This is a genomic window from Streptomyces sp. NBC_01808, assembly GCF_035917395.1.
Lineage (GTDB): Bacteria > Actinomycetota > Actinomycetes > Streptomycetales > Streptomycetaceae > Streptomyces.
Genome location: NZ_CP109072.1, coordinates 3,490,903 through 3,514,808 on the forward strand (window position 1 = coordinate 3,490,903; position 23,906 = coordinate 3,514,808).

Genomic DNA, 23,906 nt, shown 5'->3' on the forward strand with positions numbered 1-23,906 from the left:
ACGCACGTATGGCACTACCTGCGTACCCAACAACCAACCCGCCGCGGACCTTCCGCGCGGGAGCGCGGAGCCCGCGTCACCCGGTCGGCGGCAGGAGGAGCGCGGTGGCGATCGCCGCCAGGCCCTCGCCCCGGCCGGTGAGCCCGAGGCCGTCGGTCGTCGTGCCGGAGACCGACACCGGCGCCCCGGCCGCGGCCGACAGCGCCTCCTGGGCCTCCGCCCGCCGCTTGCCGATCTTCGGCCGGACGCCGATCACCTGGATCGCGACGTTGCCGATGTGGAAGCCGGACGCCCGTACGATACGGGCCGCCTCGCCCAGCAGCGCGACGCCCGCGGCGCCGGACCACTCCGGGCGGCCGGTGCCGAAGTGCGCGCCCAGGTCACCGAGGCCGGCCGCGGAGAAGAGCGCGTCGCAGGCGGCGTGCGCGGCGACGTCGCCGTCGGAGTGGCCGTCGAGGCCGTGGCTCTCGCCCTCCCAGAGCAGGCCCGCGCACCACAGCTCGCGGCCCTCCGCGAAGGCGTGCACGTCGGTGCCGACGCCGATGCGCGGCAGCACGCCGTACGCACCGGCCGTACCGCCCTCCGCAGCGGCACCGGCCACGCCCGCAGGCCCGGCCACGCCGGCAGGACCGCTCGCGTCAGAAGGCATCCGTCGCCCTCCTGCGCGCCAGTACGGCCTCGGCCAGCACCATGTCCAGCGGCCGCGTCACCTTGAACGCCTCCTCGTGCCCGGGTACGAGCACGACCTCGACTCCCAGCCGCTCGACCATCCCGGCGTCGTCCGTGGCGCCCTCGCCGGCGGCGGGCACCTTCTCGTGGGCCTCGGTGAGCACCCGGCGGTCGAAGCCCTGCGGGGTCTGCACCGCGCGCAGCGCGGCCCGCTCGGGGGTGGCGACGACCGGCTCCGGGCGGCCCGGCTCGCCGCCGGGCACGACCTGCTTGACGGTGTCGGTGACGGGCAGCGCCGGTACGACGGCGGGCGCCCCGGCCCGTACCGCGGCGGCGACGGCCTCCACGGTGTCCACCGGGACCAGCGGGCGGGCGGCGTCGTGCACGAGCACGACGTCGACGTCGTCGGGGAGCGCGGCCAGCCCGAGGCGTACGGAGTCCTGGCGGGTGTCACCGCCGGGGACGACGACGATCTCGGTCGAGTCGAGGTGCTCCAGGTGGTCGTCGAGCAGGGTGCGCACCTGCGCCGCCTCACCGGGCGGGCCGACGACGACCACGAGGGACACCGCGCGGGCGCGGGAGAGGGCGCGTACGGCGTGCACGAGCATCGGCGTACCGCCGAGGGCGCGCAGGGCCTTGGGCGCGCCCGGGCCGAGCCGTACTCCGCGGCCGGCGGCGGGGATCACCGCGGCGCATCTGTACGGACCTGACGGGTCCGAGTGGCCGGGCCGGGTCCGTACGGACGCGGCGGGCGAGTCGGACGTGCCTGACGGAGACATTGCGGTGTTCAGGTTTGTGTCCTTGGACGACATGGGTATGGCCAAAAGCGTGCCGGGCACGTGCTTCGTGCCCCCACCGCGGAGCTCGCTGACGACCCCCTTCCGTGACGCACATGGTCGCAGCAGCTACCCGGGCCCGGCACGGTTGTCCACATGAAAGCGGGACAGCCGTCGGCCCGGCGCGCCGCACGCGAGCATACGCACGCGCGGCGCGGGAGCCTACGGCTGCCCCCCGAAACCCGGCACGCTTTCAGGCCGTCGGACGGACGTGAAAGGACGAGCGGGGACAAACGGACGGACCACGAGGGACGTGACCGGGCAGCGCGGCACGCCGGTGTACCGCAGCGGCAGCCGGAGCGACACCGGGATTCGGCGGATCGACGGAGAGCGCGTGCGTGACGGCACACGCGACCGACGAACGCCGGCGAACGGCCGGAGCCGGACAGCCCGGCACCGTACCGATGCCGAGACGACGGCACCGCCGGAGCCGACGCCGAACAGAGCCATGACCACCCCACCGGGCAGCCGCGACGGCACCCGGAAACCGGGCGATGCCGCAGCCGTCACGGCCACGGTGCCCACGGGGCACCGCCGACGTGACGTGAGGCGCGGTCAGGCGCCGTTCAGGACGCCAGCACCTCGTCGAGCAGCGCTTCCGCCTTGTCCTCGTTCGTGCTCTCACACAGCGCCAGCTCGCTCACCAGGATCTGGCGGGCCTTGGCGAGCATCCGCTTCTCTCCGGCGGAGAGACCGCGCTCGCGCTCCCGGCGCCAGAGATCCCGGACGACCTCCGCGACCTTGATCACGTCACCCGAAGCGAGCTTCTCCAGGTTCGCCTTGTACCGCCGGGACCAGTTGGTGGGCTCTTCCGCATACGGTGCACGCAGCACCTCGAAGACCCGCTCCAACCCTTCCTGGCCAACCACATCGCGTACCCCGACGAACTCGGCATTGTCCGCCGGCACGCGCACCGTCAAGTCGCCCTGCGCGACTTTCAGCACCAAGTAGGTCTTGTCCACACCTTTGATCTGGCGAGTTTCGATCGCCTCGATCAGCGCGGCCCCGTGATGGGGATAGACCACGGTGTCGCCAACCTTGAACGTCATGTGACAGGTACCCCTTCCGTGGCTATCCAGGGTAACACGGCGCAGGCCGCTTCTGAATGGCGTTTTCGCAGGTCAGGGCCCGTCTCGGGGCTTGACAATCGACCCTGGAACGTGCTTCGCCCGCCGCCGGAATCATGGTTTCCGCAGGTCGGACCGCCCCTACCGGAAACCCGAAACGCGAAGGTTACCTGCCGCCGGAAGGTTCGACAGGGCGACGATCGTCCCGATTTGTCGGAGTCGGCCGGTGAAGTCGTGCTGCTCCGTTCGGCCGATCACGAACGAATCCGGTCGGATTCCCTGAATTGATCACGCGTGCTGTGATCGATATCCCCGTTCTCCCTCCGCCGGTGTTCCCCCCTTCTTCCCAACACCCCTTCCCGCGCGGATATTGCCGGGCATTAGCACGGCCGTACGCCGGAGGTGAGCGAAGGCGCGCCGGGCCGCGAGAGGGCGGGTCGGGTCCGTGCCCCCAGAAGGGGGTCGGTACTGTTCCCCCCAGCACCACCGTCACCGCACCCGAGCCGAACCGGCCCTCACGTCCAAGGAGATGCCGCCGCCGTGAGCAGCAGCAGCATTCGACGCGGCACGCTCGCCGCGACCGCCCTCGCTCTCTCGCTCGCCGCCCTCACCGCGTGCGGGGCGGGCAACAACGCCGAGACCCTGAAGATCAACCCCGACAACGCGCGGGTCACCGCCGGCAGCATCAAGATCCAGAACGCGGTGGTCATCACCCCGGCGGACGAGGCCGACGGTCCTGCCGCGGTCTCCGCCCGGATCTTCAACAACGGCGACCGGGACCAGACGCTGGAGCGGCTGACGCTCGCGGACGGGGGCCAGGAGCTGGAGCTGTCCGGCAAGAACGGCCGCGGCGGCGTGGTGGTGCCGGCGGGCGGCTCGGTGATGCTGGGCGGCGAGGGCCACGCCTCGGCGGTGCTGCCCGACGGGCACGACGCCGGGCACGGTGCGACGAAGAAGCTCGCGTTCGAGTTCAGCCAGGAGGGCGAGGTACGCCTCGCCGCGTTCATCGTCGCCGACGACGGCGAGTACGCGCCCTGGGCCGCGACCCCGACGCCGACCCCGGTGGAGACCGGGACGTCCTCCCCGGACGCCGAGCCCGGCGAGGACGCGGGTACGGGCACCGGCACCGGCACCGGCACGGACGCCACCGAGGGCGCGGAAGGCGGCGCCGAGGGCGCGGACGCCACCGACGGCGCCTCGCCGGACGCGGGCGCGGGCGCGGACGCCACGGAGAACGCCACCGAGGGCACGGACGGCACCGAAGGCGCGACGTCCTCGGAGAGCCCGGTCACCGAGCAGTAGGCGGTACGCCCCGGGCGCGCGGCAGCCCGGTCACGGCCCCGGCCCCCCGGCGCTGCCGCGCGCCGGGGCCGGGTGCCCTATCCGTTCCGTACGGCGGACGCACACGCGCACCCGCCGCACCGGCCCGCCTACGGCTCGAACTTGTAGCCCAGGCCGCGGACCGTCACCAGATACCGCGGCGCGCCCGGATCGGGCTCGATCTTCGCGCGCAGCCGCTTGACGTGGACGTCGAGGGTCTTGGTGTCGCCGACGTAGTCGGCGCCCCAGACCCTGTCGATGAGCTGCATCCGGGTCAGCACCCGGCCGGCGTTGCGCAGCAGCATCTCCAGCAGGTCGAACTCCTTCAGCGGCAGGTCGACCTTGTCGCCGGCGACCGTCACCACGTGCCGGTCGACGTCCATCCGGACCGGGCCGACCTCCAGGGCCGCCGGTTCCGCCTCCTCCGGTTCGCCGCGGCGGCGCAGGACCGCGCGGATCCGGGCGACCAGCTCCCGGGAGGAGAAGGGTTTCGTCACGTAGTCGTCGGCTCCTATTTCCAGCCCGACGACCTTGTCGATCTCGCTGTCCTTGGCGGTCACCATGATGACCGGGACGTTGGACCGGCCGCGCAACTGGCGGCACACCTCGGTGCCGGGCAGGCCCGGCAGCATGAGGTCCAGCAGCACCAGGTCGGCGCCGTTGCGGTCGAAGTCGTCGAGCGCCTCGGGGCCCGTGGTGGCCACGGCTACCTCGAAGCCCTCCTTGCGGAGCATGTACGACAGTGCGTCGCTGAACGATTCTTCGTCCTCGACGACGAGAACCCGGGTCACGCTCTGACCTCCGAGGGGGACGGACAGCACGAAGTGGGAGGGGCGGGGCGGCGGGGGGTGGGGCCGCGCCGGGGGGTGGGCACGCGGGTCACGGAATGACCTCCGGAGCTGTGTCTGACGCGTCGGTCCCGTCGAGCCGGAGCCGGTCCTCGCCGTCGAGGTCCTCCGGGCCGATGAGAGCGCCGCTGCGGCCGGCGTCGGGCCGGCCGGCCTTCGGACGTGCGGCTTCGGGTAGCCGCAGGGTGAACGTGGAGCCCTGGCCCTCAGCGCTCCACACCGTGACCTCCCCGCCGTGCGAGGCGGCCACGTGCTTGACGATGGCGAGACCGAGTCCGGTCCCGCCGGTGGCCCGCGAGCGCGCCGGGTCGACCCGGTAGAAGCGCTCGAAAACCCGCTCGCGGTCTCTCTCGGAGATGCCGATGCCCTGGTCGGTGACCGCGATCTCGATCAGGTCGCCGCCCTGGGCGGGCAGCCGGCGGGCCGCGATGCCGACCCTGGTACGGGCCGGGCTGTAGTTCACGGCGTTCTCCACCAGGTTGCCCAGGGCCGCGGCGAGCTGGCCGCGGTTGCCCCAGACGTGGAGCCCGGCCGTGCCGCCGGTGGCGATGGTTATCTGCTTGGCGCCGGCCTGCTGCCGGCACCGCTCTATGGCCTCGCCGACCAGCTCGTCCGCCCGTACCGGCTCGGCGTCCTCCAGCGGGTCGTCGTTCTGCACCCGGGAGAGGTCGATCAGCTCCTGTACGAGGCTGGTCAGCCGGGTCGCCTCGCCCTGCATCCGGCCGGCGAACCGCTCCACGGCCTCGGGGTCGTCGGCGGCGTCCATGACCGCCTCGGAGAGCAGGGACAGCGCGCCGACCGGGGTCTTCAGCTCGTGGCTGACGTTCGCGACGAAGTCGCGGCGGACGGCCTCGATGCGCCGGGCCTCGGTCATGTCCTCGACGAGCAGCAGGACGAGCCGGGAGCCGAGCGGGGCGACGCGCGCGGAGACCGCCAGCGCCTCGCCGCGGCCGCTGCGCCGGGGCAGGTCCAGCTCCACCTGCCGTATCTCGCCGTCACGCCGGGTGTCGCGGGCCATGGCCAGCATCGGCTCCACGGCCAGCCGGCCGCCGCGGACCAGCCCCAGGGCGTACGCCGCGGAGCTGGCCTTGACGACGGCGTCGTCCTCGTCGAGCACGACGGCGGAGGAGCGCAGGACGGACAGGACGGTGTCCACGCCGGGCGGCAGCACCGCGTCCGTGTGCAGCGAGGTGCGCGTGGGCCTGGCCTGCTCACGCTCACTCCAGCGGAACGCGAGCACGGCGATGACGCCGGTGCACAGCCCGGCGATCGCTGCCGCCGCGGCGACCGCCGCGTTCACGTCCATGACTCCAGGTTAGGCACGTCGCACACCCCTTCCACAGCCATCCGGGTGCCACCTCGAATACTGGTCGCCAAGAGTTCACTCTCAGGTCGGTCTCGATTCACTAAGTGGCGCATCGTCCCCTGCATGGTGGATGCTGCATAAATCGGCAAAGAGGATGGACGGGACACTGGGATGCGCGACTCTTACCACGAGGAGCTCGACTCGATCGGCGAGGGCCTGGTCGACATGGCCCGGCTGGTCGGCTCCGCCATGGGCCGTGCCACGGCAGCCCTGCTCGACGCCGACCTGCAGCTCGCCGAGAGCGTGATCGCGGGCGACGAGAAGGTGGACGACCTGCAGCGCGAGCTGGAGACGCGGGCCATCCAGTTGCTCGCCCGGCAGCAGCCCGTGGCCACGGACCTGCGCATCGTGGTGACATCGCTGCGGATGAGCGCCGACCTGGAGCGCGCCGGCGACCTGGCCAAGCACGTCGCCAAGCTCGCCCGGCTGCGCTACCCCGGCCGCTGCATCCCCGACGACCTGCACGCCACCGTCCTGGAGATGGGGCAGCTCGCGCAGCGGCTGATGGCGAAGACCGCGGAGGTCGTCACCACCAAGAACGTCGACCTGGCTCTGGAGCTGGAGCAGGACGACGACCGGATGGACTACCTGCACCGCAAGATCTTCCAGCACCTGATGGACGACCGCTGGAAGCACGGCATCGAGACCGCGGTGGACGTGACGCTGATCGGCCGCTACTACGAGCGCTTCGCCGATCACGCCGTGGCCTGCTCCGGCCGGGTGGTGTACCTGGTGACCGGCGAGCACGCCGACGAGCTGAGCGCCGCGCCCGTCGAAGGGGCGTAGCCACCGGAGCGCGGGAGCACGGCCCCCGCGCGCGCCGGGCGCGCTCGGCGGCGGCTCACGCGCCGGGCGCGGCCTCCGGGGCGTACGGCCGTACGACGGCCGCAGATGCATCCGCGCGCCCGCATGTGCGCCCCGGCCGCCGGGGCAGCCTCCCGGTGGAAGGGAACACCCCTGCTAGGAGGTCCGCATGCCGGAAGAGTTCACCTCCCGCACCCGTGCCGACCCGCGCGCCACGGCACGGCCGCCGCGGATGCGCCCGAAGATGACCCCGCTGCCGAAGCTCAGCTCCTGCTCCTGCGGCTCCGGCTGCTCCTGCGGGTGCCGGTCGGGCGGGTCGTGCAACTGCGGCGGGAGCTGCGGCTGAGCCGCCGGACGACGCCTGCGACGAGACGCCCGCAGCCCCTGCCCTGACGACGCCGGGCAGGGGCTGCGGTGTACGTGCGCCGGTGGGGCGCCGCTACTTCTTGCCCTGGTTCGCGACCGCCTGGATGGCCGAGGCCGCCGCCTCCGGGTCGAGGTACGTGCCGCCGCTGCCGACCGGGCGGAGGTCGGCGTCCAGCTCGTACGCCAGCGGGATGCCGGTGGGGATGTTCAGGCCCGGGATCTCCTCGTCGGCGATGCCGTCGAGGTGCTTGACCAGCGCCCGCAGGCTGTTGCCGTGCGCCGCGACGAGGACCGTCCGGCCGGCCTGGAGGTCCGGCACGATGCTGTCGTACCAGTACGGCAGGGCCCGCTCCAGCACGTCCTTCAGACACTCGGTCTTCGGCCGCAGCTCGCTGGGGATGTGCGCGTAGCGCGCGTCGTGCGCCTGCGAGAACTCGCTGTCGTCGGAGATCGGCGGCGGGGGCGTGTCGTACGAACGGCGCCAGGTCATGAACTGCTCCTCGCCGAACTCGGCGAGCGTCTGCGCCTTGTCCTTGCCCTGCAGCGCGCCGTAGTGCCGCTCGTTGAGCCGCCAGGAGCGGGCGACCGGGATCCAGTGCCGGTCGCAGGCGGCCAGCGACATGTTCGCGGTCCTGATGGCGCGCTTGAGCAGCGACGTGTGGACGACGTCCGGCAGCCAGCCGGCCTCGCGCAGCAGCTCGCCGCCGCGCACCGCCTCCTTCTCGCCCTTGTCGGTGAGGTTCACGTCCACCCAGCCGGTGAACAGGTTCTTGGCGTTCCAGTCGCTCTCTCCGTGGCGGAGGAGGATCAGCTTGTACGGTGCGTCGGCCATGGCTCCGAGCCTAATCGAGTGGCCGGGCCCCTCCCCCGCGGCCCCGGATTGACGGCAGCCGTCAATCCGGTGGCGAAACGGCGACCCCGCTTCGTAACATCCCCTCATCCATCGCGCCACTTACTTCGGGGGGTCCCGCCGTGTCCGTCACCCGCATCGGACGTGCCGCCCGCGAGACCGTCTCAGGACTGCCGCGCGAGTTCTGGTGGCTGTGGACGTCCACGCTCGTCAACAGGCTCGGCGGCTTCGTCGCCACCTTCATGGCCCTCTACCTCACGCAGGAGCGCGGCCACTCGGCCTCGTACGCCGGGCTTGTCGCCGCCCTGTACGGGTTCGGCGGCGTGATCTCCTCGCTCGGCGGCGGCGTGCTCACCGACCGCCTCGGGCGCCGCCCCACCCTGATGCTCGCGCAGTCCTCGACCGCCGTGACCGTCGCCGTCCTCGGCTTCACCAGCCACCCCGCGGCCATCCCCGCCGTCGCCTTCGCCGTGGGCATGGCGTCCAACGCCTCCCGGCCCGCGGTGCAGGCGATGATGGCGGACATCGTCCCGCCCGCCGACCGGGTACGGGCGTTCTCGCTCAACTACTGGGCGATCAACCTGGGCTTCGCGATCTCCTCCGCCGGCGCCGGCTTCATCGCCGAGTACAGCTACCGGGCCGGCTTCCTCATCGAGGGCGCCCTGACCCTCGTCTGCGCGATCCTCGTCTTCGTCAAGCTCCCGGAGTCCCGGCCGGAGCGCCCCGCGGGCGCGGCGGGCGAGGCGGCGGACCCCGTCAGCCTGGGCACGGTGGTGCGCGACGGGCGGTTCATGGGGGTCGTCGGGCTGTCGTTCCTGATCGCGCTCATCTTCATGCAGGCGTACGTGTCGCTGCCGGTGGCGATGGGCGACCAGGGCTTCTCCAGCTCGGACTTCGGGCTCGCCATCGCCGTGAACGGCGTGCTGATCGTCGTCATGCAGATACCCGTGACCCGGTTCATCGAGCACCGCGACCCGCGGATGCTGCTGATCGTCTCCTCGCTGCTGGCGGGGTACGGGTTCGGGCTCAACGTCTTCGCCGGGTCCGTCGCGGTGTACGCGCTCGTCGTCTGCGTCTGGACGCTCGGCGAGATCGTCAACGCCCCGACGCAGACGAGCATCGTCGTCCGCCTCTCCCCCGTCCACGGGCGCGGGCGGTACCAGGGCATGTACACCACGTCCTGGGCCGTCGCGTCGCTGGCCGCGCCGCTGCTGGGCGGGTGGGTCATCGACGTGGCCGGGGCGGAGTGGCTGTGGGCGGGGTGCGCGGCGGTGGGCACGGTGGCGGCGGCGGGGTACGGGCTGCTGATGCGCGGGCTGCCGACGGAGGATCCGGTGGTGGAGCCGGTGGGCGATCCGGTGGGAGATCCCGCGGGGAAGCCGGGGACGGAGTCCGCCAAGGACCAGGCGCCGGGGGCGGATCCGGCCATCAAGGCGCTCGCGGGGCCGGCCGAAAGCGTCGTCGAAGAATCGTCCGCCAGGCCGCTGTAGCAGCCCCAAGCGTCACACGGGTAGCGTCAGCCCCTCGGAAAAGCCCACCGTTCCGGTCCGAGGGGGATGCCCATGTCCGACCTGTACATCGACAACGAGATGCTCAAACGCGTCCGCAACAACCTGGCCCACATCGGGGAAGTCCTGGACAAGCCGGCCCGCGCGATGGCGGACGTGGACGCCAAGGCCATGGGGGCGAGCGCGCTGGAGCGGCGCATGGACGAATTCGGCGACGAATGGTCGTACGGATTCGGCCAGTTGCGTAAATTCGCGAAGGGCGCGGTGGAGGCGCTCGACCAGATCGAGAAGGGCTTCGCCGACCTCGACAAGGACCTGGCCGCCGCGCTCTCCGAGGCGGCGCAGCAGTGAGCGCACCCACCGCCGCGGACTACCCCACGCTGGGCTTCGTGCCCTGCCCCGGCGACTTCGAGATAGCCAAGGACACGGCGGCCACCGTCCGCCGTACGTCCGACGCCCTGGGCGAGATATGCCGGGTCCTGGAGGGGGCGGACGAGGGCGACTGGCGCGGCAAGGCCGCGGACGCCTTCCGCGCGCTGCTGGCCGACGACTTCCGCCCGAAGGTGCAGGACGCGTACAGCGCCTTCTCCACGGCCCGTACGGTGCTCACCGACTGGGCCGAGAACATCGACCGCCGGCAGCGGGCGGCGGCGCGGCTGGAGGACGAGGCGGCGGAGCTGAAGCGGACGGCGGACGCGGAGGCGGCGAAGGAAGAGGAGAAGAAGGACGAGGAGGGCGAAGGGGGCTCGGGCTCCGGGTCCCGTTCGGGGTCGGGGTCCGGGGGGTCCGAGGCCGAGGAGGATCCCCTCGCCGACGTACGCCGCCGGGCGCGCAGCCTCCAGGACGACTACGAGCAGGAGGGCCGCGACGCCGCCAACCGGCTGCAGCGGGCCCTCGACATCGCCCCCAACGAGCCCGGCTTCTGGGACAAGCTGGGCGACGCGGTGGGCGGGGCGCTGGAGGCCATCGGCCAGGCCGTGATGGACCCGATGGGCACGCTCGCGGAGCTGGCGCCGCTCTTCAAGACGCTCGGCGACATCGCCGGCCTGCTCAGCACCGTCACCGGGCTCCTCGCGCTCGTCCCCGGGCTGCAGTTCCTCGGCGCCGCCTCGCTCGCGCTCGCGGGCGTCGCGCTCGTCGCGCACTACCTCTCCGCGGTCGGCACCACCGGCAGCTTCCTCAAGGCGCTCACCACCAAGGACGTCATCATGGACGCGGTGGGCTTCGGCCTCGGCAAGCTCGGCGCCCGCTTCGGCGACGAGATCCTGTCCGCGGCGCGGGCCAGCAACCAGCCGACCCGGATGGTCGCCCAGCTCGGCGGCCGGCTGCCCGCGATGGAGCTGCCGCAGGGCTACTTCCAGCTCGCGCGCGGGGCCTCGTACAGCATGAGCGTGCGCGAGTTCGGCATGCGCACCGGGCAGTACTTCACCACCTGGACCGGCAACGCCTTCACCGCCGAGGGCTCGAAGGACACCATCGAGACCGCCGGGAACCTTCTCACCTGGGACTTCGGCCCGCTGACGAACAGGGAGACGGTGGCGCCATGGGCACGCTGACCCCCGGCCGGATCCAGTTGTACGCCCCGGCCGACTGGTTCGACCTGATGGCCGACGGCGGCGACCGCGCGGCGACCCGCGCCCGCTGCGCGGAGCTGGTGCGGCTGACGTACCCGCGGACGGCGGCGGAGCGGCGGGAGCAGTTCACCGACGCGCTGCTGGCGTGGCACGACGTGCTGTACGCGGACGGGGTGCTGATGAACGGCATCGTCACGGCGCCGCTGCCGAGCAGCGGGGAGCAGGCGGCGTGGCTGGTCTTCGCGGGCGTGGTGGAGGTGCCGGAGAACCCGTCGGACCTGGACCTGGGCGAGCTGATGACGTCGGTGTTCGCGGAGCACTACGGCGCGGCGCCGGCGTACACGGAGGCGTACGCGACGGACATGGGGATGGGGTTCGGCTTCGTGGCGCAGCCGGCTCTGCCGCGGGCGGCGGTGGCGGGCGTCGAGGGCGTCGGCGAGGACCCCGTGCAGGTGGGCCTGGCGGGGGCGCTGGCCGCGCCGGTCGAGGGCGGTCTCGGGCTGCTGGTCGTCGGTACGAGCCTGAACCCGCTGCAGGCCGGGGAGCTGGCGGGGCTTGTGGCGGTGATCGCGGGCCGGTCGGTGTTCGTGGACGAGGCGCAGGATGGGCCCGGGACCGCGGGGTAGCGGCTCGGCGAGCCCGGCGGAGGTCGTCGCGCGCAACCGGCTGCTGATGCGGGAGCTGCTTTCGCGGCCGGAGGCGGCGGCGCCGCGGGGGCGCAGGGCGCTGCTGCTGGTGGCGATGGCCGCGCCGGTGGTGGCGGCGTTCGGCGCGGCGGCAGTGCTGGCGCCGGGGGCCGTGGCGAACGTCGCGGTCGCGGCGGGGATCGGGTCCTGCGTGGTGGCGCTGCTGCTGCCGTGCGCGCTGCTCGTACGCCGCCGGGCGGACCGCGGCCTCGCGGCGGCGGCGGCACCGGCGTGCGCGGCGCTGGCCGGCGCGGGGCGGGCGCTGCCCGTCCGCTACGGGCTGAACACCGCCTCGCCGTACGCCACGGAACCGGCGGCCTGGGACCGCGGCCCGCAGCGCGCGGGCGCGGTCGCGGTGACACCGTCCGCCCTGCTGCTCCGCGGCGCGGACGGCGCGGCGCTGGACGTCCCGCTGACGGCGCTGCTGGGCGCGGTGGACCAGCCGGGGACGTGGCCGGTGCAGGGCTGCGTGGACGTCCACCTGCGGTCGGGCGAGGCGGTCCAACTCCGCACACCGCACCGCAGAGAGCTGGTCACGGAGCTGCGCGCGGCGGGGGTACGGGTCCCGCGCTGACGCGGCGCCGCGGCGGGTGGAGGGCTCGTACGCTGGACGCATGGTGTCCCAGGAGCGGTCCGGGCGGTCCGGGCGGTCCGCGCCCCTCGCCCGGCCCGCGCGCCCTGTCGGGTCCGTGACCCGGGGGACGACCAATCCCAACCGGCTGCGCCGCATGGACCGCTGGATCGCCGCCGCCCACGGCGCCGCGCTGCGCCGCACCGCACGCGCCGAGGGCCGGGCCGTCGCCGTGGACCTCGGATACGGCGCCGCCCCCTGGACCGCCGTCGAACTGCTGGCGCGGCTGCGCACGGCCTGCCCGCGGGCCGAGGTCGCGGGCGTGGAGATCGATCCGGAGCGGGTGGCCGCGGCGCGTCCGTACGCCCGCGAGGGGCTGACGTTCCTGCGCGGCGGCTTCGAGGTCCCGCTGCCCGGCGGCGCCCGCCCGGCGCTGATCCGGGCGGCCAACGTGCTGCGGCAGTACGGCGAGGAGGAGGTCCCGGCGGCGTGGGCGCGGCTCACGGCGCGGCTCGGCGCGGACGGGCTGCTGGTGGAGGGGACGTGCGACGAGGCGGGCCGGCGGCACGTGTGGGTGGCGCTGGGCCGGGAGGGCCCCCGTACCGTCACCTTCGCCGCCCACCTGGCGACCCTCGCCGCACCCTCGGACCTGGCGGAGCGGCTGCCGAAGGCGCTGATCCACCGCAACGTCCCGGGCGAGCCGGTGCACGCGTTCCTCCGCGACTTCGACCGCGCCTGGTCGACGGCGGCCCCGTACGCCCCCCTGGGCGCCCGGCAGCGCTGGATCCGTACGGCGAGCGCCCTGTCGGCGGACTGGCCCCTGACCGACGGCCCGGGCCGCTGGCGCCAGGGCGAGCTGACGGTCCCGTGGGCGGCGGTGGCCCCGCGGGGCTGGGCGGCCTAAGCCCTGCCCCGCCCCCGGGAATGAAGCCCCCCGCCGCCGGTGTTCCTCCCAGGACGGCGGGGAGGACGGCGATTCCGAGGAGGAAACAGCAGCCGTGAGCCACCACCTGTCCCGGCTGCGCGCGCTCGCGCGGCACCGGCGGCCGCGTCGCGTCGCCATGCTCTCCGTGCACACCTCCCCCCTCCATCAGCCGGGTACCGGCGACGCCGGGGGCATGAACGTCTACATCGTCGAACTCGCCCGCCGCCTCGCCGAGATCGGCGTCGAGGTCGAGGTCTTCACCCGCGCCACCTCCGCCGCTCTCCCGCCGGTCGTCGAGCTGGCCCCCGGGGTGCTCGTACGGCACGTGGACGCCGGCCCGTACGAGGGGCTGGCCAAGGAGGACCTGCCCGCGCAGCTCTGCGCGTTCACGCACGGCGTGATGCAGGCCGAGGCCGGTCACCGTCCCGGCTACTACGACCTCGTGCACTCCCACTACTGGCTCTCCGGCCAGGTCGGCTGGCTCGCCGCCGAGCGCTGGGGCGTGCCGCTCGTGCACGCGATGCACACCATGGCCAAGGTCAAGAACGCCGCCCTCGCCACCGGCGACAGCGCCGAGCCGCCCGCCCGAGTGATCGGCGAGGGCCAGGTCGTACGGGCCGCGGACCGGCTCATCGCCAACACCGACGACGAGGCCCACGACCTGATCCACCACTACGACGCCGACCCCGCGCGCGTCGCCATCGTGCGCCCCGGCGTGAACCTCGACGTCTTCCGCCCCGAGGGTCCTGACGGACCCGGCGAGTCCCGCGCCCGGGCCCGCGCCGCGCTCGGGCTGCCGCAGGGCGCTTTCGTGCCGCTGTTCGCCGGCCGCATGCAGCCGCTCAAGGCCCCCGACGTGCTGCTGCGCGCCGTGGCGCTGCTCCTGGAGCGGGAGCCGGCGCTGCGCGAGCGGCTGGTGGTGCCGGTGGTGGGCGGGCCGAGCGGGAGCGGTCTTGCCAGGCCGGCGGCGCTGCAGAAGCTGGCGGCGAAGCTGGGGATCTCCGACGTCGTACGGTTCACGCCGCCGGTGGCGCAGCAGGCGCTGGCCCGCTGGTTCCGGGCGGCGTCGGTGCTGGTGATGCCGTCGTACAGCGAGTCGTTCGGGCTGGTCGCGCTGGAGGCGCAGGCGTGCGGGACGCCGGTGGTGGCGGCGGCGGTCGGCGGGCTGCCGGTCGCGGTGCGCGACGGCGTCACGGGGCTGCTGGTCGACGGCCACGACCCGGCGGACTTCGCCGACGCGATGGGGCGGCTCGCCGCCGATGCGGCGCTGGCCGGCCGGATGGGCGCGGCGGCGGCCGGGCACGCGGCGGGCTTCGGGTGGGACGCCGCGGCCCGCGCGACGGCCGACGCGTACGCGGCGGCGATCGCCGGGTACCCCCACGCCGTAGCACCTCGCCTACGATCGCCGCATGGCTGAGGCAGCGAGCACGGACAGCGAGGCAGCGAGCACGGACACGGCCGCGGCGGGCAAGGTCGTCGAGGACACCCTCCGCGAGGCCGGGATCGAGTACGAGTCGCCCGCCCCGGGCACGTACGTCGTCTCCCTGCCCGGCACCCGGAAGCTGTCGACCACCTGCCAGCTCATCGTCGGCCGGCACTCCCTGTCGGTGAACGCCTTCGTGATCCGCCACCCCGACGAGAACGAGGCCGGCGTCCACCGCTGGCTGCTGGAGCGCAACACCCGGCTGTACGGGGTGGGTTTCGCGGTCGACCGGCTCGGCGACATCTACCTCGTCGGGCGGCTGCCGCTGGCCGCGGTGACGCCAGAGGAACTGGACCGGGTGCTGGGCACGGTGCTGGAGACGGCGGACGGCAGCTTCAACAGGCTGCTGGAGCTGGGGTTCGCGACGGCGATCCGCAAGGAGTACGCGTGGCGTACGGCCCGCGGGGAGTCGACGCGCAACCTGGAGGCGTTCACGCACCTGACGCGGCCGGAGCGGCCGGAGCGCCCGGAGTAGTACGGAGCGAGTCCAGCATCCGCGCCAGCGCCGCCCAGGTGTCGGCGAGAGCGTCTGGCCCGGCGTCGGCGGCCAGCCACAGCGCCGCCTCGTTCATCGCGCCCGACAGCAGGTGCGCCAGCGGCGCCACCGGCTGCCGTGCCACCACCCCCGCCGCCACCAGCTCCGTCAGCGCCTCCGTCAGATGCCGCGCCGACGCCGCCTCGTCCATCGCCCGCCACTCGCTCCACCCCAGCACCGCGGGCCCGTCGACGAGCATGATCCGCTGCAGCTCGGGGGCGGTGCTCGCGGTGAGGAACTCGCGGCAGCCGGCGGTCAGTTGGTCCCAGGGGTCCGGGTGCCGCCCGGCGGCCGCCGCGACCCGCCGGCCGACCTCCTGCTGCACCTCCTCCAGGACGGCGCGGAAGAGGTCCGCCTTGCCGTCGAAGTGGTGGTACAGCGCGCCCTTCGTCACGCCGGAAGCGCGCACGATCTCGGCCAGCCCCACGGCACCGTAGCCGCGGCCCGCGAACAGCCGCCGGCTCTCGCGCAGCAGCGCCCGCCTGGTCTGCGCCCGCTGCTCCGCCCTGACTCCGCCGCGCGCGGTCATGCGCACCTCCCGGATTGACGTACCGATGGTATGCGAACTACGGTTTTGACATACCGATGGTACGCGAAAGGAGTCGGCCATGGAGCTGACCAGTTTCTATCCCGTGATCGGCACGAGCCGGCTGACCGAGTCCCGGGACTTCTACGTCCGGCTGATGGGCTTCGAGGTCACCTTCGAGGCCGACTGGTACGCGAGCCTGCGCCGCCCGGGCGACCCGGCGTACGAGCTGGCCCTCCTCGACCCGGAGCACCCCACCATCCCCGAGGGCTACCGGGCGGCCGCGCGGGGCCTGCTGCTCAACTTCGAGGTCGCGGACGTGGACGCGGAGTGGGAGCGGCTCGTCGTCCGCGAGGGGCTGCGGCCGGAACTGGAGCTGCGCAGCGAGGACTTCGGGCAGCGGCACTTCATCGTCGCGGACCCGAACGGGATCCTCATCGACGTGATCACGCCGATCGCGCCGACGGGCGAGTTCGCCGGGCAGTACGCGGCGCAGTAGCCCCGCGGGGGCCGGTCGCGGTCCCTCAGGCCGCCTCGGAGGGCAGGGTCGCCAGCAGGGCGTCGACGAGGGCGCGGTCGTGGCCCTGGGTCAGTCGGCGGCGGGCCGCGGCCGGGGGCAGCCAGACGACGCGGTCCACCTCGTGGCTGGGCACGAACGCGCCCGAGGCCGCCCGCGCGGCCCAGTAACGGACCTCCTTGGGGCGCCCGTCCGCCACCCGGTAGCGGGTCGTGGGCAGCGGCGCGCCGGGCTCGCAGGCCATGCCGGTCTCCTCGGCGACCTCGCGGACGGCGGCGGCCAGCGGCTCCTCGCCGTTCTTGAGCTTGCCCTTGGGGTGGGACCAGTCGTCGTACTTGGGGCGGTGGACGAGAGCGATCTCCAGCCCGGCGGGGACGTCGGGGGCGCTACGCCACAGGACGCAGCCCGCGGCGCGGATCGGGTGGGTCGGGTGCTCCTTCACTCCTGCTCCCCTCTCGTCTGCCAGAGCCTGCCGAAGGCGAAGCGCGCGGCTTCCACCTCGTGGCGCTGGTCGGCGTGGAGTACGCCGAGGGCGTAGGCGGTGGCGGGGGCGATGCGTGGCGTCGCGGCGGCGGCCGCGGCCGCGGCGGCGGCCGCGGCGGCCTCGCGGTCGCGGTCGAGCGCGGCGCAGGACGCGGGCAGCGGCGGGCCGGTGGGGCGTACGGGGACGGTGCCGGGCGGGCACGCCGCGAGGATCTCCGCGGCGTGCCGGGCGCGGCGGACGAGGGCGTGCACGTGCCGCCAGGGGGCGTCGTCGCGGTCGTCGGCGGCGGGCGCGCGGGGAGCGGCGAGCCCGCGGGCGAGGGCGGCGGCGTTGTACGGGCGGCCGGCGCGGGCCAGCGGCAGCGCGGCGACGGCGGCGGCCAGCATGCGGCGCAGCTCGTCGTGGTGCTCGGGCAGCGCGGCGGCGGACCGCCGGGCGGCGCCGGTCAGCGGCGCGTCGGAGACGAGCAGGGCGACGGCGTCGGCGAGCGCGTGGTACCGGGCGGACGTCAGCGCGTCCAGCGCCTCGGAGTGCGCCCGGCTCCGCGCCAGCCCCAGCCGCCGCTCCAGCAGCGCCCCGGCCCGGGCCGCCCCCACGCTCCGCGGGGCGCCTGCCGCGGGCACGGCGGTGGTGGCCACCCCGGTACGGCGCGCGCCGTCGGCAGCCGTCCACCCGGAACCGGAGCCGGAGGAGCCCGAAGCGCGCGATGCGGAACCGGCGGAGGAAGGATCACCGGTCGCGGACGCGGAGACGCCGGAGGCGGAACCGGCGGAAGGGGAGGTCTCGGAGGCATGTCGCCCGACCCCGTCCCGGGACCGCCGGCCGCGGGCCGCGCTCGCGAGCGTGCCGCCCGGCCGCCGCGCCGCGGCGGTGGCTGCGGTGCCTGCGTCGCCGGTGACGGTCTCCCGGTCGAGATCGTCGGGGCCACCCCGCGTCACGCCGCCGCTCGCGGGCGCGGCTCCGCCGCCGCTCCCGGGCCGCGCCCCCGGCACCGCGCCGGCGGCGCGGGCCGTACCGGCCGGGTCCGCGATCCGGTGCGGCCGTTCCGCCGCTCCCGGTGGCGCGTCGCCGGACCCGGCGTGACCCGCCGGCGCGGGCGCGGTGCCCCGCGTATCCCGTACACCCGCGCCCGGACCCGCAGACGCGCTGCCCGCGGCGGCCTTGCCGGTATCCGCGTCGCCACCCGCCGCACCGCGGGCCGCGGCGTCCACGACCCGGCCCCGGTCCGCCGCGCCGACCGCGAGGTCAGCCGCGTCCTCCTCGCCCGACAGCCGCCGCAGCGCCGTCACCAGCCGGTCCCGGCGCGCCGCGTACACGTGCTCGCGCAGCACCGTCGTGCCCAGCCAGTACAGCTCGCCCTCCAGGCGCTCCGCCCACTCCGGGTCCAGTAACGGGCCGAAGCTGCCCAGCGTGTCCGCGATGCGGAACGCCGCGCCGTGGACCGCGCCCGCGACCGCCGCCGCGCCCGCCTCGGCGCCCGGCTCCCGGGCCGGGAGGTCCCGCAGGCCGCGGAGCAGTTCGGTCGCCTGCGTGCTCAGGTACGCGGCCAGCACCTCGCCCGCGGCGGGGGTACCGCCGTCCGGCGCCGCCGTGGCCGTCACGGATGTCTCATGCGGCGATGACACGCCGGCGCCTCCGGGCGTCGATGAGCATTTCCTGTACGTTCGCCAGCCGGTTCCCCGCGTCGTCGACCGCGCTGCGCGTCCAGTCGCCGTTGGAGTCCAGGCGCCAGGAGTCGACCGTGTCCGACATGCCCGTCTCCAGCAGCCGGTTCAGCGCCTCGCGGTGCGCCGGGTCCGCGACCCGGACCAGCGCCTCGATGCGCCGGTCGAGGTTGCGGTGCATCATGTCCGCGCTGCCGAACCACACCTCCGGCTCGCCCCCGTTGCCGAAGCCGAAGACCCGGGAGTGCTCCAGGAACCGGCCCAGGACGCTGCGTACCCGGATGTTCTCCGAGAGCCCCGGCACCCCGGGCCGCACGGCGCAGATGCCGCGCACCCAGATGTCGACCGGCACGCCCGCCATCGACGCCCGGTAGCAGGCGTCGATGACCGCCTCGTCGACGATCGAGTTGACCTTGATGCGGACGTACGCGGGCTGCCCGGCCCTGTGGTGCGTGATCTCGCGGTGGATCCGGTGGACCAGGCCCTCGCGCACCGACGTCGGCGCGACCAGCAGCCGGCGGTAGTTCTCCCGCCGCGAGTAGCCCGAGAGCCGGTTGAACAGGTCGGAGAGGTCCGCGCCCACCTGCGGGTCGGCGGTCAGCAGGCCCAGGTCCTCGTACAGCCGCGCGGTCTTCGGGTGGTAGTTGCCGGTGCCGACGTGGCTGTAGCGGCGCAGGGTCTCGCCCTCCTGCCGGACGACCAGCGACAGCTTGCAGTGCGTCTTCAGCCCGACGAGCCCGTACACGACATGGCAGCCCGCCTCCTCCAGCTTCCGCGCCCACTTGATGTTCGCCTGCTCGTCGAAGCGCGCCTTCAGCTCCACCAGCACCAGCACCTGCTTGCCGCTCTCCGCCGCGTCGATGAGGGCGTCGACGATCGGCGAGTCACCCGACGTGCGGTACAGCGTCTGCTTGATGGCCAGCACGTCCGGGTCCGCCGCCGCCTGCTCCAGGAACGCCTGGACGGAGGTGGAGAAGGAGTCGTACGGGTGGTGCAGCAGCACGTCGCGCTCGCGCAGCGCCGCGAAGATGTCCGGCGCGGACGCCGACTCGACCTCGGCGAGGTCGCGGTGCGTGCCGGCGACGAACTTCGGGTACTTCAGCTCCGGCCGGTCCTGCGCGGCGATGCCGAAGAGCCCGGTGAGGTCGAGCGGACCTGGCAGCGGATAGACCTCGGCCTCGGAGATCTTCAGCTCGCGGACCAGCAGGTCCAGCACGTACGGGTCGATGGACTCCTCCACCTCAAGCCGCACCGGCGGCCCGAAGCGGCGCCGCATCAGCTCCTTCTCCAGCGCCTTCAGCAGGTTCTCCGCGTCGTCCTCCTCGACCTCCAGGTCCTCGTTGCGCGTGACCCGGAAGGTGTGGTGGGCGAGGACCTCCATGCCAGGGAAGAGGTCTTCGAGATGGGCCGCGATGACGTCCTCCAGCGGTACGAACCGCTGCGCGCCGCCGACCGTGGCGGTCTCCAGGAACCGCGGCAGCAGCGGCGGCACCTTGACGCGCGCGAAGTGCCGGTGGCCGCTGACGGGGTTGCGGACGACGACCGCGAGGTTCAGGGACAGTCCCGATATGTACGGGAACGGGTGCGCCGGATCGACGGCCAGCGGCGTCAGCACCGGGTAGATCTGCTGCCGGAAGAGGGTGAAGAGCCGGGCCTGCTCCTTCTCGCCCAGGTCGGCCCAGCGGATCAGGGCGATGCCCTCGTCGGCCAGCGCCGGCTGCACGTCCTGCTGGAAGCAGGCGGCGTGCCGCGCCATCAGCTCGCGCGAGCGGTTCCAGATCAGGTCCAGCACCTCGCGCGGCTGCAGCCCGGAGGCGGAGCGGGTGGCGACGCCGGTGGCGATGCGGCGCTTGAGGCCGGCGACGCGCACCATGAAGAACTCGTCCAGGTTGCTGGCGAAGATCGCCAGGAAGTTCGCCCGCTCCAGCAGCGGGGTCGCCGGGTCCTCGGCCAGCTCCAGCACCCGTTCGTTGAACGCCAGCCAGCTTCGCTCCCGGTCCAGGAAGCGGCCCTGGGGCAGTTCCTCGTCCGCCTCCTGCCCGTCGTAGTCGTCCGGGTCGGCGTCGAGGTCGGGGTCGATCTGCTGGGCCGCGCGCTGCATGGCGGGGGCCACCGCGTGCGGGCGGCGGGCGGCGATCGAGCCCACCGACGGCTGGGCCGGCTGCGCGGGCTGGGTGACGAGGGGCGAGCTGTCGTCCATGCCCCTATTCTCCCGTGTACGGGCCGGACCCGGCACGGTGGAGAGGTTCGCGGCGGAGCGCTGCATCCATCGATGCTCGCAATTGAGGTTGAACCGAGGGTAACGACACGGCTAACCCTCGGTGTGCGGTACGGCCCGCCCGCCCTGGTCAGCCCTCCGTGCGGTACATCAGATCCGTCTCGTGGGTGCTGAAGCCCATGCCCTCGTAGACCACGACCGCCGGGGTGTTGTCGGCGTCGACGTACAGCATCCCCGTGGGCATGCTGCGGTCGTACGCCAGATGGCGCAGCCCGATCGTCGTCAGTGCCTTGCCGAGCCCGCCGCCCTGCGCGTCAGGGTGCACCCCCAGCACGTACACCTCGCCCAGGCGCTCCGCGCTGTGCACCTTCGTCCAGTGGAAGCCGACGAGCTTCCCGGCGCGCTCGGCGAGGAAGAAGCCGCGCGGGTCGAACCACGGCTCGGCCATCCGGTCGTCCAGGTCGGCCTGCGTGAGGGAGCCCTGCTCGGGGTGGTGGGCGAAGGCGGCGGCGTTGAGGGCCAGCCACTCCGCGTCGTCCTCGCCGGGCCGGAATGTACGCACCGTGACCCCCGCCGGCAGCCGGGGCTCTGGCGGGTCCTCCCCCGCGTACGCGTCGAGCGGCATCCGCAACTGGCGCAGTTCGCGGAAGAGCGTGAGGCCGAGCAGTTGCGCCAGGTGCCGGGCGGCGGGGTGGCCGCCGTGCGCCCACAGGCGCATCCGCTGCCCCGACTCGGTGAGCAGCGCACGGCCCAGCGCCCGGCCGTGGCCGCGGCGGCGGTAGCCGGGGTGCACGACGAGTTCGGCGGCGGGCGGCTCGACGGGGTCGGTCTCCTCAAGCTGCGCGTAGCCCGCAGGATCCGTGCCGTCGTAGAGGAGGAGGTGCTTGACGCCCTCGCGGTGGCCTCTGCGCAGGGTGAGCCGGCCCTGCTCGGAGACGGCCTGCCGGCCGTCGGTCGCGGCGGCGTCGTCGATGATGCCGAGCACGGCGTGGGACTGGGACGGCGTGAGCTCGTCGAGCACCTCGATGCGCCTGCCGCGCGGCTTCCCCGTGTCGGTCTTACCGGACTCCGTCATGAAGGAAGCCTAAGGCCAGCGCAACGCCGGACAAGCTTGGGGAATAGTTCAGTCTTTGTTGGAGACGTGCTACGCGCGTTGACCTTAAGCTGCCGAGCGGTGTTTCCACGTCGCGCCGAGGGGGCGTTCGCAGTGAGGTCTGGGAGAACAGAGCCGTCAGGCAGGTTCCGTACGACACGAAGGAGGCGGCGGGCCGCGGCCGGTGCCGCCGCGCTGGCGGTGGCCGGCAGCCTGTTCGCCGCCGCGCAGCCCGCGGGCGCGGACAGCGCGGACCAGCAGGAGCGCGCGCGTAGCGTCGACGTCCAACTGCTGTCCTTCAACGACTTCCACGGCAACCTCGAACCCCCGCAGGGCTCCTCGGGAGAGGTCGCGGAACTCCAGCCGGACGGCTCGAAGAAGACCGTCAAGGCCGGCGGCGTCGAATACCTCGCCAGCTCTCTGCGCGACGCCCGCGAGGGCAACCCCTACTCCGTCACCGCCGCCGCCGGCGACCTCGTCGGCGCCAGCCCGCTGGTCTCCGGCCTCTTCCACGACGAGCCCACCGTCGAGGCCATGAACGGCCTCGGCCTCGACGTCGCGGGCGTCGGCAACCACGAGTTCGACGAGGGCATCGCCGAGCTGCGGCGCCTCCAGGACGGCGGCAACCACCCCGAGGACGGCGGCTACAAGGAGGGCCGCACCTACGGGGGCGCCGACTTCCCCTACCTCGCCGCCAACGTCACCGACGAGAAGACCGGCAAGCCGGCCCTCGACCCGGTGCACGTCTGGGAGAAGCAGGGCGTGAAGATCGGCTTCATCGGCGTGACGCTGGAGGCGACCCCGGACATCGTCTCCGCGGAGGGCGTCAAGGGGCTGAAGTTCCACGACGAGATCGAGACGATCGACAAGTACGCGAAGCAGCTGCGGCGCCAGGGCGTGGAGTCCATCGTCGCCCTCGTCCACGAGGGCGGGTACCCCGCGGCCTCGGCGGGCGGCGCGTACAACTACGACTGCGACACCCCGGGCCCCGGCGCCGGGATCTCCGGTCCCGTCGCCGAGATCGCCAAGGGCACGACGGCGAGCGTCGACGCCTTCGTCACGGGACACACCCACCAGCCGTACGCCTGCACCATCCCCGACCCGAAGGGCAACCCGCGCAGCGTCACCTCCGCGTCGTCCTTCGGCCGGCTCTACACCGACACCACGCTGACGTACGACCGCCGCACCGGCGACATCGTGCGCACCGCGACCAAGCTGCCGGACGCCGAGAACCACGTGGTCGACCGCGAGCAGCGCCGGGCGCCTGACATGACCTCGCTGGTCGAGGAGTGGAACGCGCTCGCCGCGCCGATCGCCGCCAAGCCCGTCGGCCACGTCTCCGGCGACATCCCGCGCGAGGGCACCGAGTCCCCGCTCGGCGACCTCATCGCCGACGCGCAGCTCGCCCACGCCAAGACGCTCGACGAGGGCGCCCGGGTGGCGCTGATGAACCCGGGCGGTATCCGCGCGGGCATCACGTACGCGGCGGCCGGCGACGAGGGCGACGGGGTCGTCACGTACGGGGAGGGCTTCACGGTCCAGCCGTTCTCGAACACCGTGAACCTGACCAGCCTGACCGGCGAGCAGCTCCTCCAGGTGCTCCGCGAGCAGGTCAGCGGCGCCAACGAGGCGGCGCCGAAGATCCTGCAGCCGTCCGCAGGGCTGACGTACACGCTGGACTTCACGAAGTCCGGCGCCGACCGCATCGTCGCCGACTCGGTCAGGCTCGACGGGCAGCCGCTCGACCCGGCGGCCACGTACCGGGTCGCCGTCAACTCCTTCCTCGCCGGCGGCGGCGACGGCTTCCCCACCCTGGCCGACGGTACGGACCCGCTGGTCGGCGGGGACGACCTGGCCGCCCTTGAGGGCTACCTGACGGCGAACTCCAGCGCGGACAAGCCGCTGGCACCGCCGGCCGCCGACCGGATCACGGTGATCGGGCAGCAGTAGCCGACCGGGGAGACCCCTGGGGTGAGCGGCGGGGCGGCCGGAATCG

General features: G+C 73.8%; 24 protein-coding genes. 12 read left to right on the top strand and 12 right to left on the bottom strand.

All coding sequences use genetic code 11. The features are described from left to right. Positions 1–76 precede the first annotated feature (76 nt). The 3 genes from ispF to OG946_RS14915 form a co-directional block, all read right to left on the bottom strand. On the bottom strand, positions 77–649 hold the full coding sequence (ispF, locus tag OG946_RS14905; RefSeq protein WP_326796599.1) for a 2-C-methyl-D-erythritol 2,4-cyclodiphosphate synthase: 573 nt from the start codon (positions 647–649) through the stop codon (positions 77–79). Further along, positions 639–1,448: a 2-C-methyl-D-erythritol 4-phosphate cytidylyltransferase gene (ispD, locus tag OG946_RS14910; RefSeq protein WP_047016402.1), complete on the bottom strand. Its 810-nt coding sequence runs from the start codon at positions 1,446–1,448 to the stop codon at positions 639–641. Before ispD ends, ispF begins: the two co-directional genes overlap by 11 nt. 623 nt (positions 1,449–2,071) lie before the next feature. Beyond that, positions 2,072–2,554 carry a CarD family transcriptional regulator gene (locus OG946_RS14915; protein WP_018836077.1) on the bottom strand — a complete coding sequence of 161 codons (483 nt, stop codon included), beginning with the start codon at positions 2,552–2,554 and terminating at the stop codon, positions 2,072–2,074. 558 nt (positions 2,555–3,112) lie between these two features. On the opposite strand from OG946_RS14915, the gene OG946_RS14920 reads away from it, so the two are divergent. Then, the gene (locus tag OG946_RS14920; RefSeq protein ID WP_326796600.1) at positions 3,113–3,874 is read left to right on the top strand and encodes a hypothetical protein; all 762 of its coding nucleotides are present in this window, start codon (positions 3,113–3,115) and stop codon (positions 3,872–3,874) included. A 128-nt stretch (positions 3,875–4,002) separates the two neighbouring features. Here OG946_RS14920 and OG946_RS14925 read toward each other — a convergent pair whose 3' ends face one another. Then, complete coding sequence (locus OG946_RS14925; protein WP_047016404.1) at positions 4,003–4,683, bottom strand: response regulator transcription factor; 681 nt, start codon at positions 4,681–4,683, stop codon at positions 4,003–4,005. Between the two features lie 88 nt (positions 4,684–4,771). Beyond that, complete coding sequence (locus OG946_RS14930) at positions 4,772–6,046, bottom strand: sensor histidine kinase (RefSeq protein WP_326796601.1); 1,275 nt, start codon at positions 6,044–6,046, stop codon at positions 4,772–4,774. A gap of 171 nt (positions 6,047–6,217) precedes the next feature. Here OG946_RS14930 and phoU point away from each other — a divergent pair, with 171 nt between their 5' ends. Then, positions 6,218–6,892, top strand: coding sequence for a phosphate signaling complex protein PhoU (gene phoU / locus OG946_RS14935; RefSeq protein ID WP_047016406.1), 675 nt, complete (start codon positions 6,218–6,220; stop codon positions 6,890–6,892). Between the two features lie 174 nt (positions 6,893–7,066). On the opposite strand, the gene OG946_RS14940 is transcribed toward phoU, so the two are convergent. Both OG946_RS14940 and OG946_RS14945 read right to left on the bottom strand, forming a co-directional pair. Further along, positions 7,067–7,234 (bottom strand): hypothetical protein, encoded by a 168-nt coding sequence (locus OG946_RS14940; RefSeq protein ID WP_326796602.1) that lies wholly within the window; start codon positions 7,232–7,234, stop codon positions 7,067–7,069. Positions 7,235–7,349: 115 nt separating this feature from the next. Further along, on the bottom strand, positions 7,350–8,108 hold the full coding sequence (locus OG946_RS14945; protein ID WP_326796603.1) for a phosphoglyceromutase: 759 nt from the start codon (positions 8,106–8,108) through the stop codon (positions 7,350–7,352). Positions 8,109–8,248: 140 nt separating this feature from the next. Between OG946_RS14945 and OG946_RS14950 the strand changes: the two genes are divergently transcribed. The 8 genes from OG946_RS14950 (at position 8,249) to OG946_RS14985 (ending at position 15,348) form a co-directional block, all read left to right on the top strand. Next, positions 8,249–9,616 (top strand): MDR family MFS transporter, encoded by a 1,368-nt coding sequence (locus tag OG946_RS14950; RefSeq protein ID WP_326796604.1) that lies wholly within the window; start codon positions 8,249–8,251, stop codon positions 9,614–9,616. Between the two features lie 72 nt (positions 9,617–9,688). Continuing rightward, positions 9,689–9,985, top strand: coding sequence for a hypothetical protein (locus OG946_RS14955; RefSeq protein WP_326796605.1), 297 nt, complete (start codon positions 9,689–9,691; stop codon positions 9,983–9,985). Continuing rightward, entirely contained in the window at positions 9,982–11,190 is a 1,209-nt protein-coding gene (locus OG946_RS14960; RefSeq protein ID WP_326796606.1) for a putative T7SS-secreted protein, read from the top strand. The genes OG946_RS14955 and OG946_RS14960 overlap by 4 nt, the downstream gene beginning before the upstream one ends. Next, positions 11,178–11,834, top strand: a complete 657-nt coding sequence (locus OG946_RS14965) for a hypothetical protein (protein ID WP_326796607.1) — start codon at positions 11,178–11,180, stop codon at positions 11,832–11,834. The genes OG946_RS14960 and OG946_RS14965 overlap by 13 nt, the downstream gene beginning before the upstream one ends. Continuing rightward, the gene (locus tag OG946_RS14970) at positions 11,812–12,468 is read left to right on the top strand and encodes a hypothetical protein (RefSeq protein ID WP_326796608.1); all 657 of its coding nucleotides are present in this window, start codon (positions 11,812–11,814) and stop codon (positions 12,466–12,468) included. Before OG946_RS14965 ends, OG946_RS14970 begins: the two co-directional genes overlap by 23 nt. Positions 12,469–12,508: 40 nt before the next feature. After that, positions 12,509–13,369, top strand: a complete 861-nt coding sequence (locus tag OG946_RS14975; protein ID WP_326796609.1) for a class I SAM-dependent methyltransferase — start codon at positions 12,509–12,511, stop codon at positions 13,367–13,369. 94 nt (positions 13,370–13,463) lie between these two features. Continuing rightward, a complete protein-coding gene (mshA, locus tag OG946_RS14980) occupies positions 13,464–14,807 on the top strand; it encodes a D-inositol-3-phosphate glycosyltransferase (RefSeq protein ID WP_326796610.1) in 1,344 nt (447 codons plus the stop codon). Further along, the gene (locus OG946_RS14985; protein ID WP_326796611.1) at positions 14,800–15,348 is read left to right on the top strand and encodes a YbjN domain-containing protein; all 549 of its coding nucleotides are present in this window, start codon (positions 14,800–14,802) and stop codon (positions 15,346–15,348) included. The genes mshA and OG946_RS14985 overlap by 8 nt, the downstream gene beginning before the upstream one ends. Here OG946_RS14985 and OG946_RS14990 read toward each other — a convergent pair. After that, the gene (locus OG946_RS14990; protein ID WP_326796612.1) at positions 15,305–15,937 is read right to left on the bottom strand and encodes a TetR/AcrR family transcriptional regulator; all 633 of its coding nucleotides are present in this window, start codon (positions 15,935–15,937) and stop codon (positions 15,305–15,307) included. The genes OG946_RS14985 and OG946_RS14990 overlap by 44 nt on opposite strands. Before the next feature lie 79 nt (positions 15,938–16,016). On the opposite strand from OG946_RS14990, the gene OG946_RS14995 reads away from it, so the two are divergent. Further along, entirely contained in the window at positions 16,017–16,433 is a 417-nt protein-coding gene (locus OG946_RS14995; RefSeq protein WP_326796613.1) for a VOC family protein, read from the top strand. Positions 16,434–16,458: 25 nt separating this feature from the next. Here the strand turns inward: OG946_RS14995 and OG946_RS15000 are convergent, their stop codons facing one another. The 4 genes from OG946_RS15000 to mshD all read right to left on the bottom strand — a co-directional run bounded on the left by OG946_RS15000 (position 16,459) and on the right by mshD (position 21,892). Continuing rightward, positions 16,459–16,893, bottom strand: coding sequence for an NUDIX hydrolase (locus OG946_RS15000; RefSeq protein ID WP_326796614.1), 435 nt, complete (start codon positions 16,891–16,893; stop codon positions 16,459–16,461). Next, positions 16,890–18,206 carry a hypothetical protein gene (locus OG946_RS15005; protein WP_442814619.1) on the bottom strand — a complete coding sequence of 439 codons (1,317 nt, stop codon included), beginning with the start codon at positions 18,204–18,206 and terminating at the stop codon, positions 16,890–16,892. The genes OG946_RS15000 and OG946_RS15005 overlap by 4 nt, the downstream gene beginning before the upstream one ends. Positions 18,207–18,543: 337 nt before the next feature. Beyond that, positions 18,544–20,799, bottom strand: a complete 2,256-nt coding sequence (locus OG946_RS15010; RefSeq protein ID WP_326796615.1) for an RNA degradosome polyphosphate kinase — start codon at positions 20,797–20,799, stop codon at positions 18,544–18,546. A gap of 148 nt (positions 20,800–20,947) precedes the next feature. Then, positions 20,948–21,892 (bottom strand): mycothiol synthase, encoded by a 945-nt coding sequence (gene mshD / locus OG946_RS15015; protein ID WP_326796616.1) that lies wholly within the window; start codon positions 21,890–21,892, stop codon positions 20,948–20,950. A gap of 132 nt (positions 21,893–22,024) precedes the next feature. Here mshD and OG946_RS15020 point away from each other — a divergent pair, with 132 nt between their 5' ends. After that, the gene (locus tag OG946_RS15020; RefSeq protein WP_442814367.1) at positions 22,025–23,860 is read left to right on the top strand and encodes a bifunctional metallophosphatase/5'-nucleotidase; all 1,836 of its coding nucleotides are present in this window, start codon (positions 22,025–22,027) and stop codon (positions 23,858–23,860) included. The last annotated feature ends 46 nt before the right edge of the window (positions 23,861–23,906 follow it).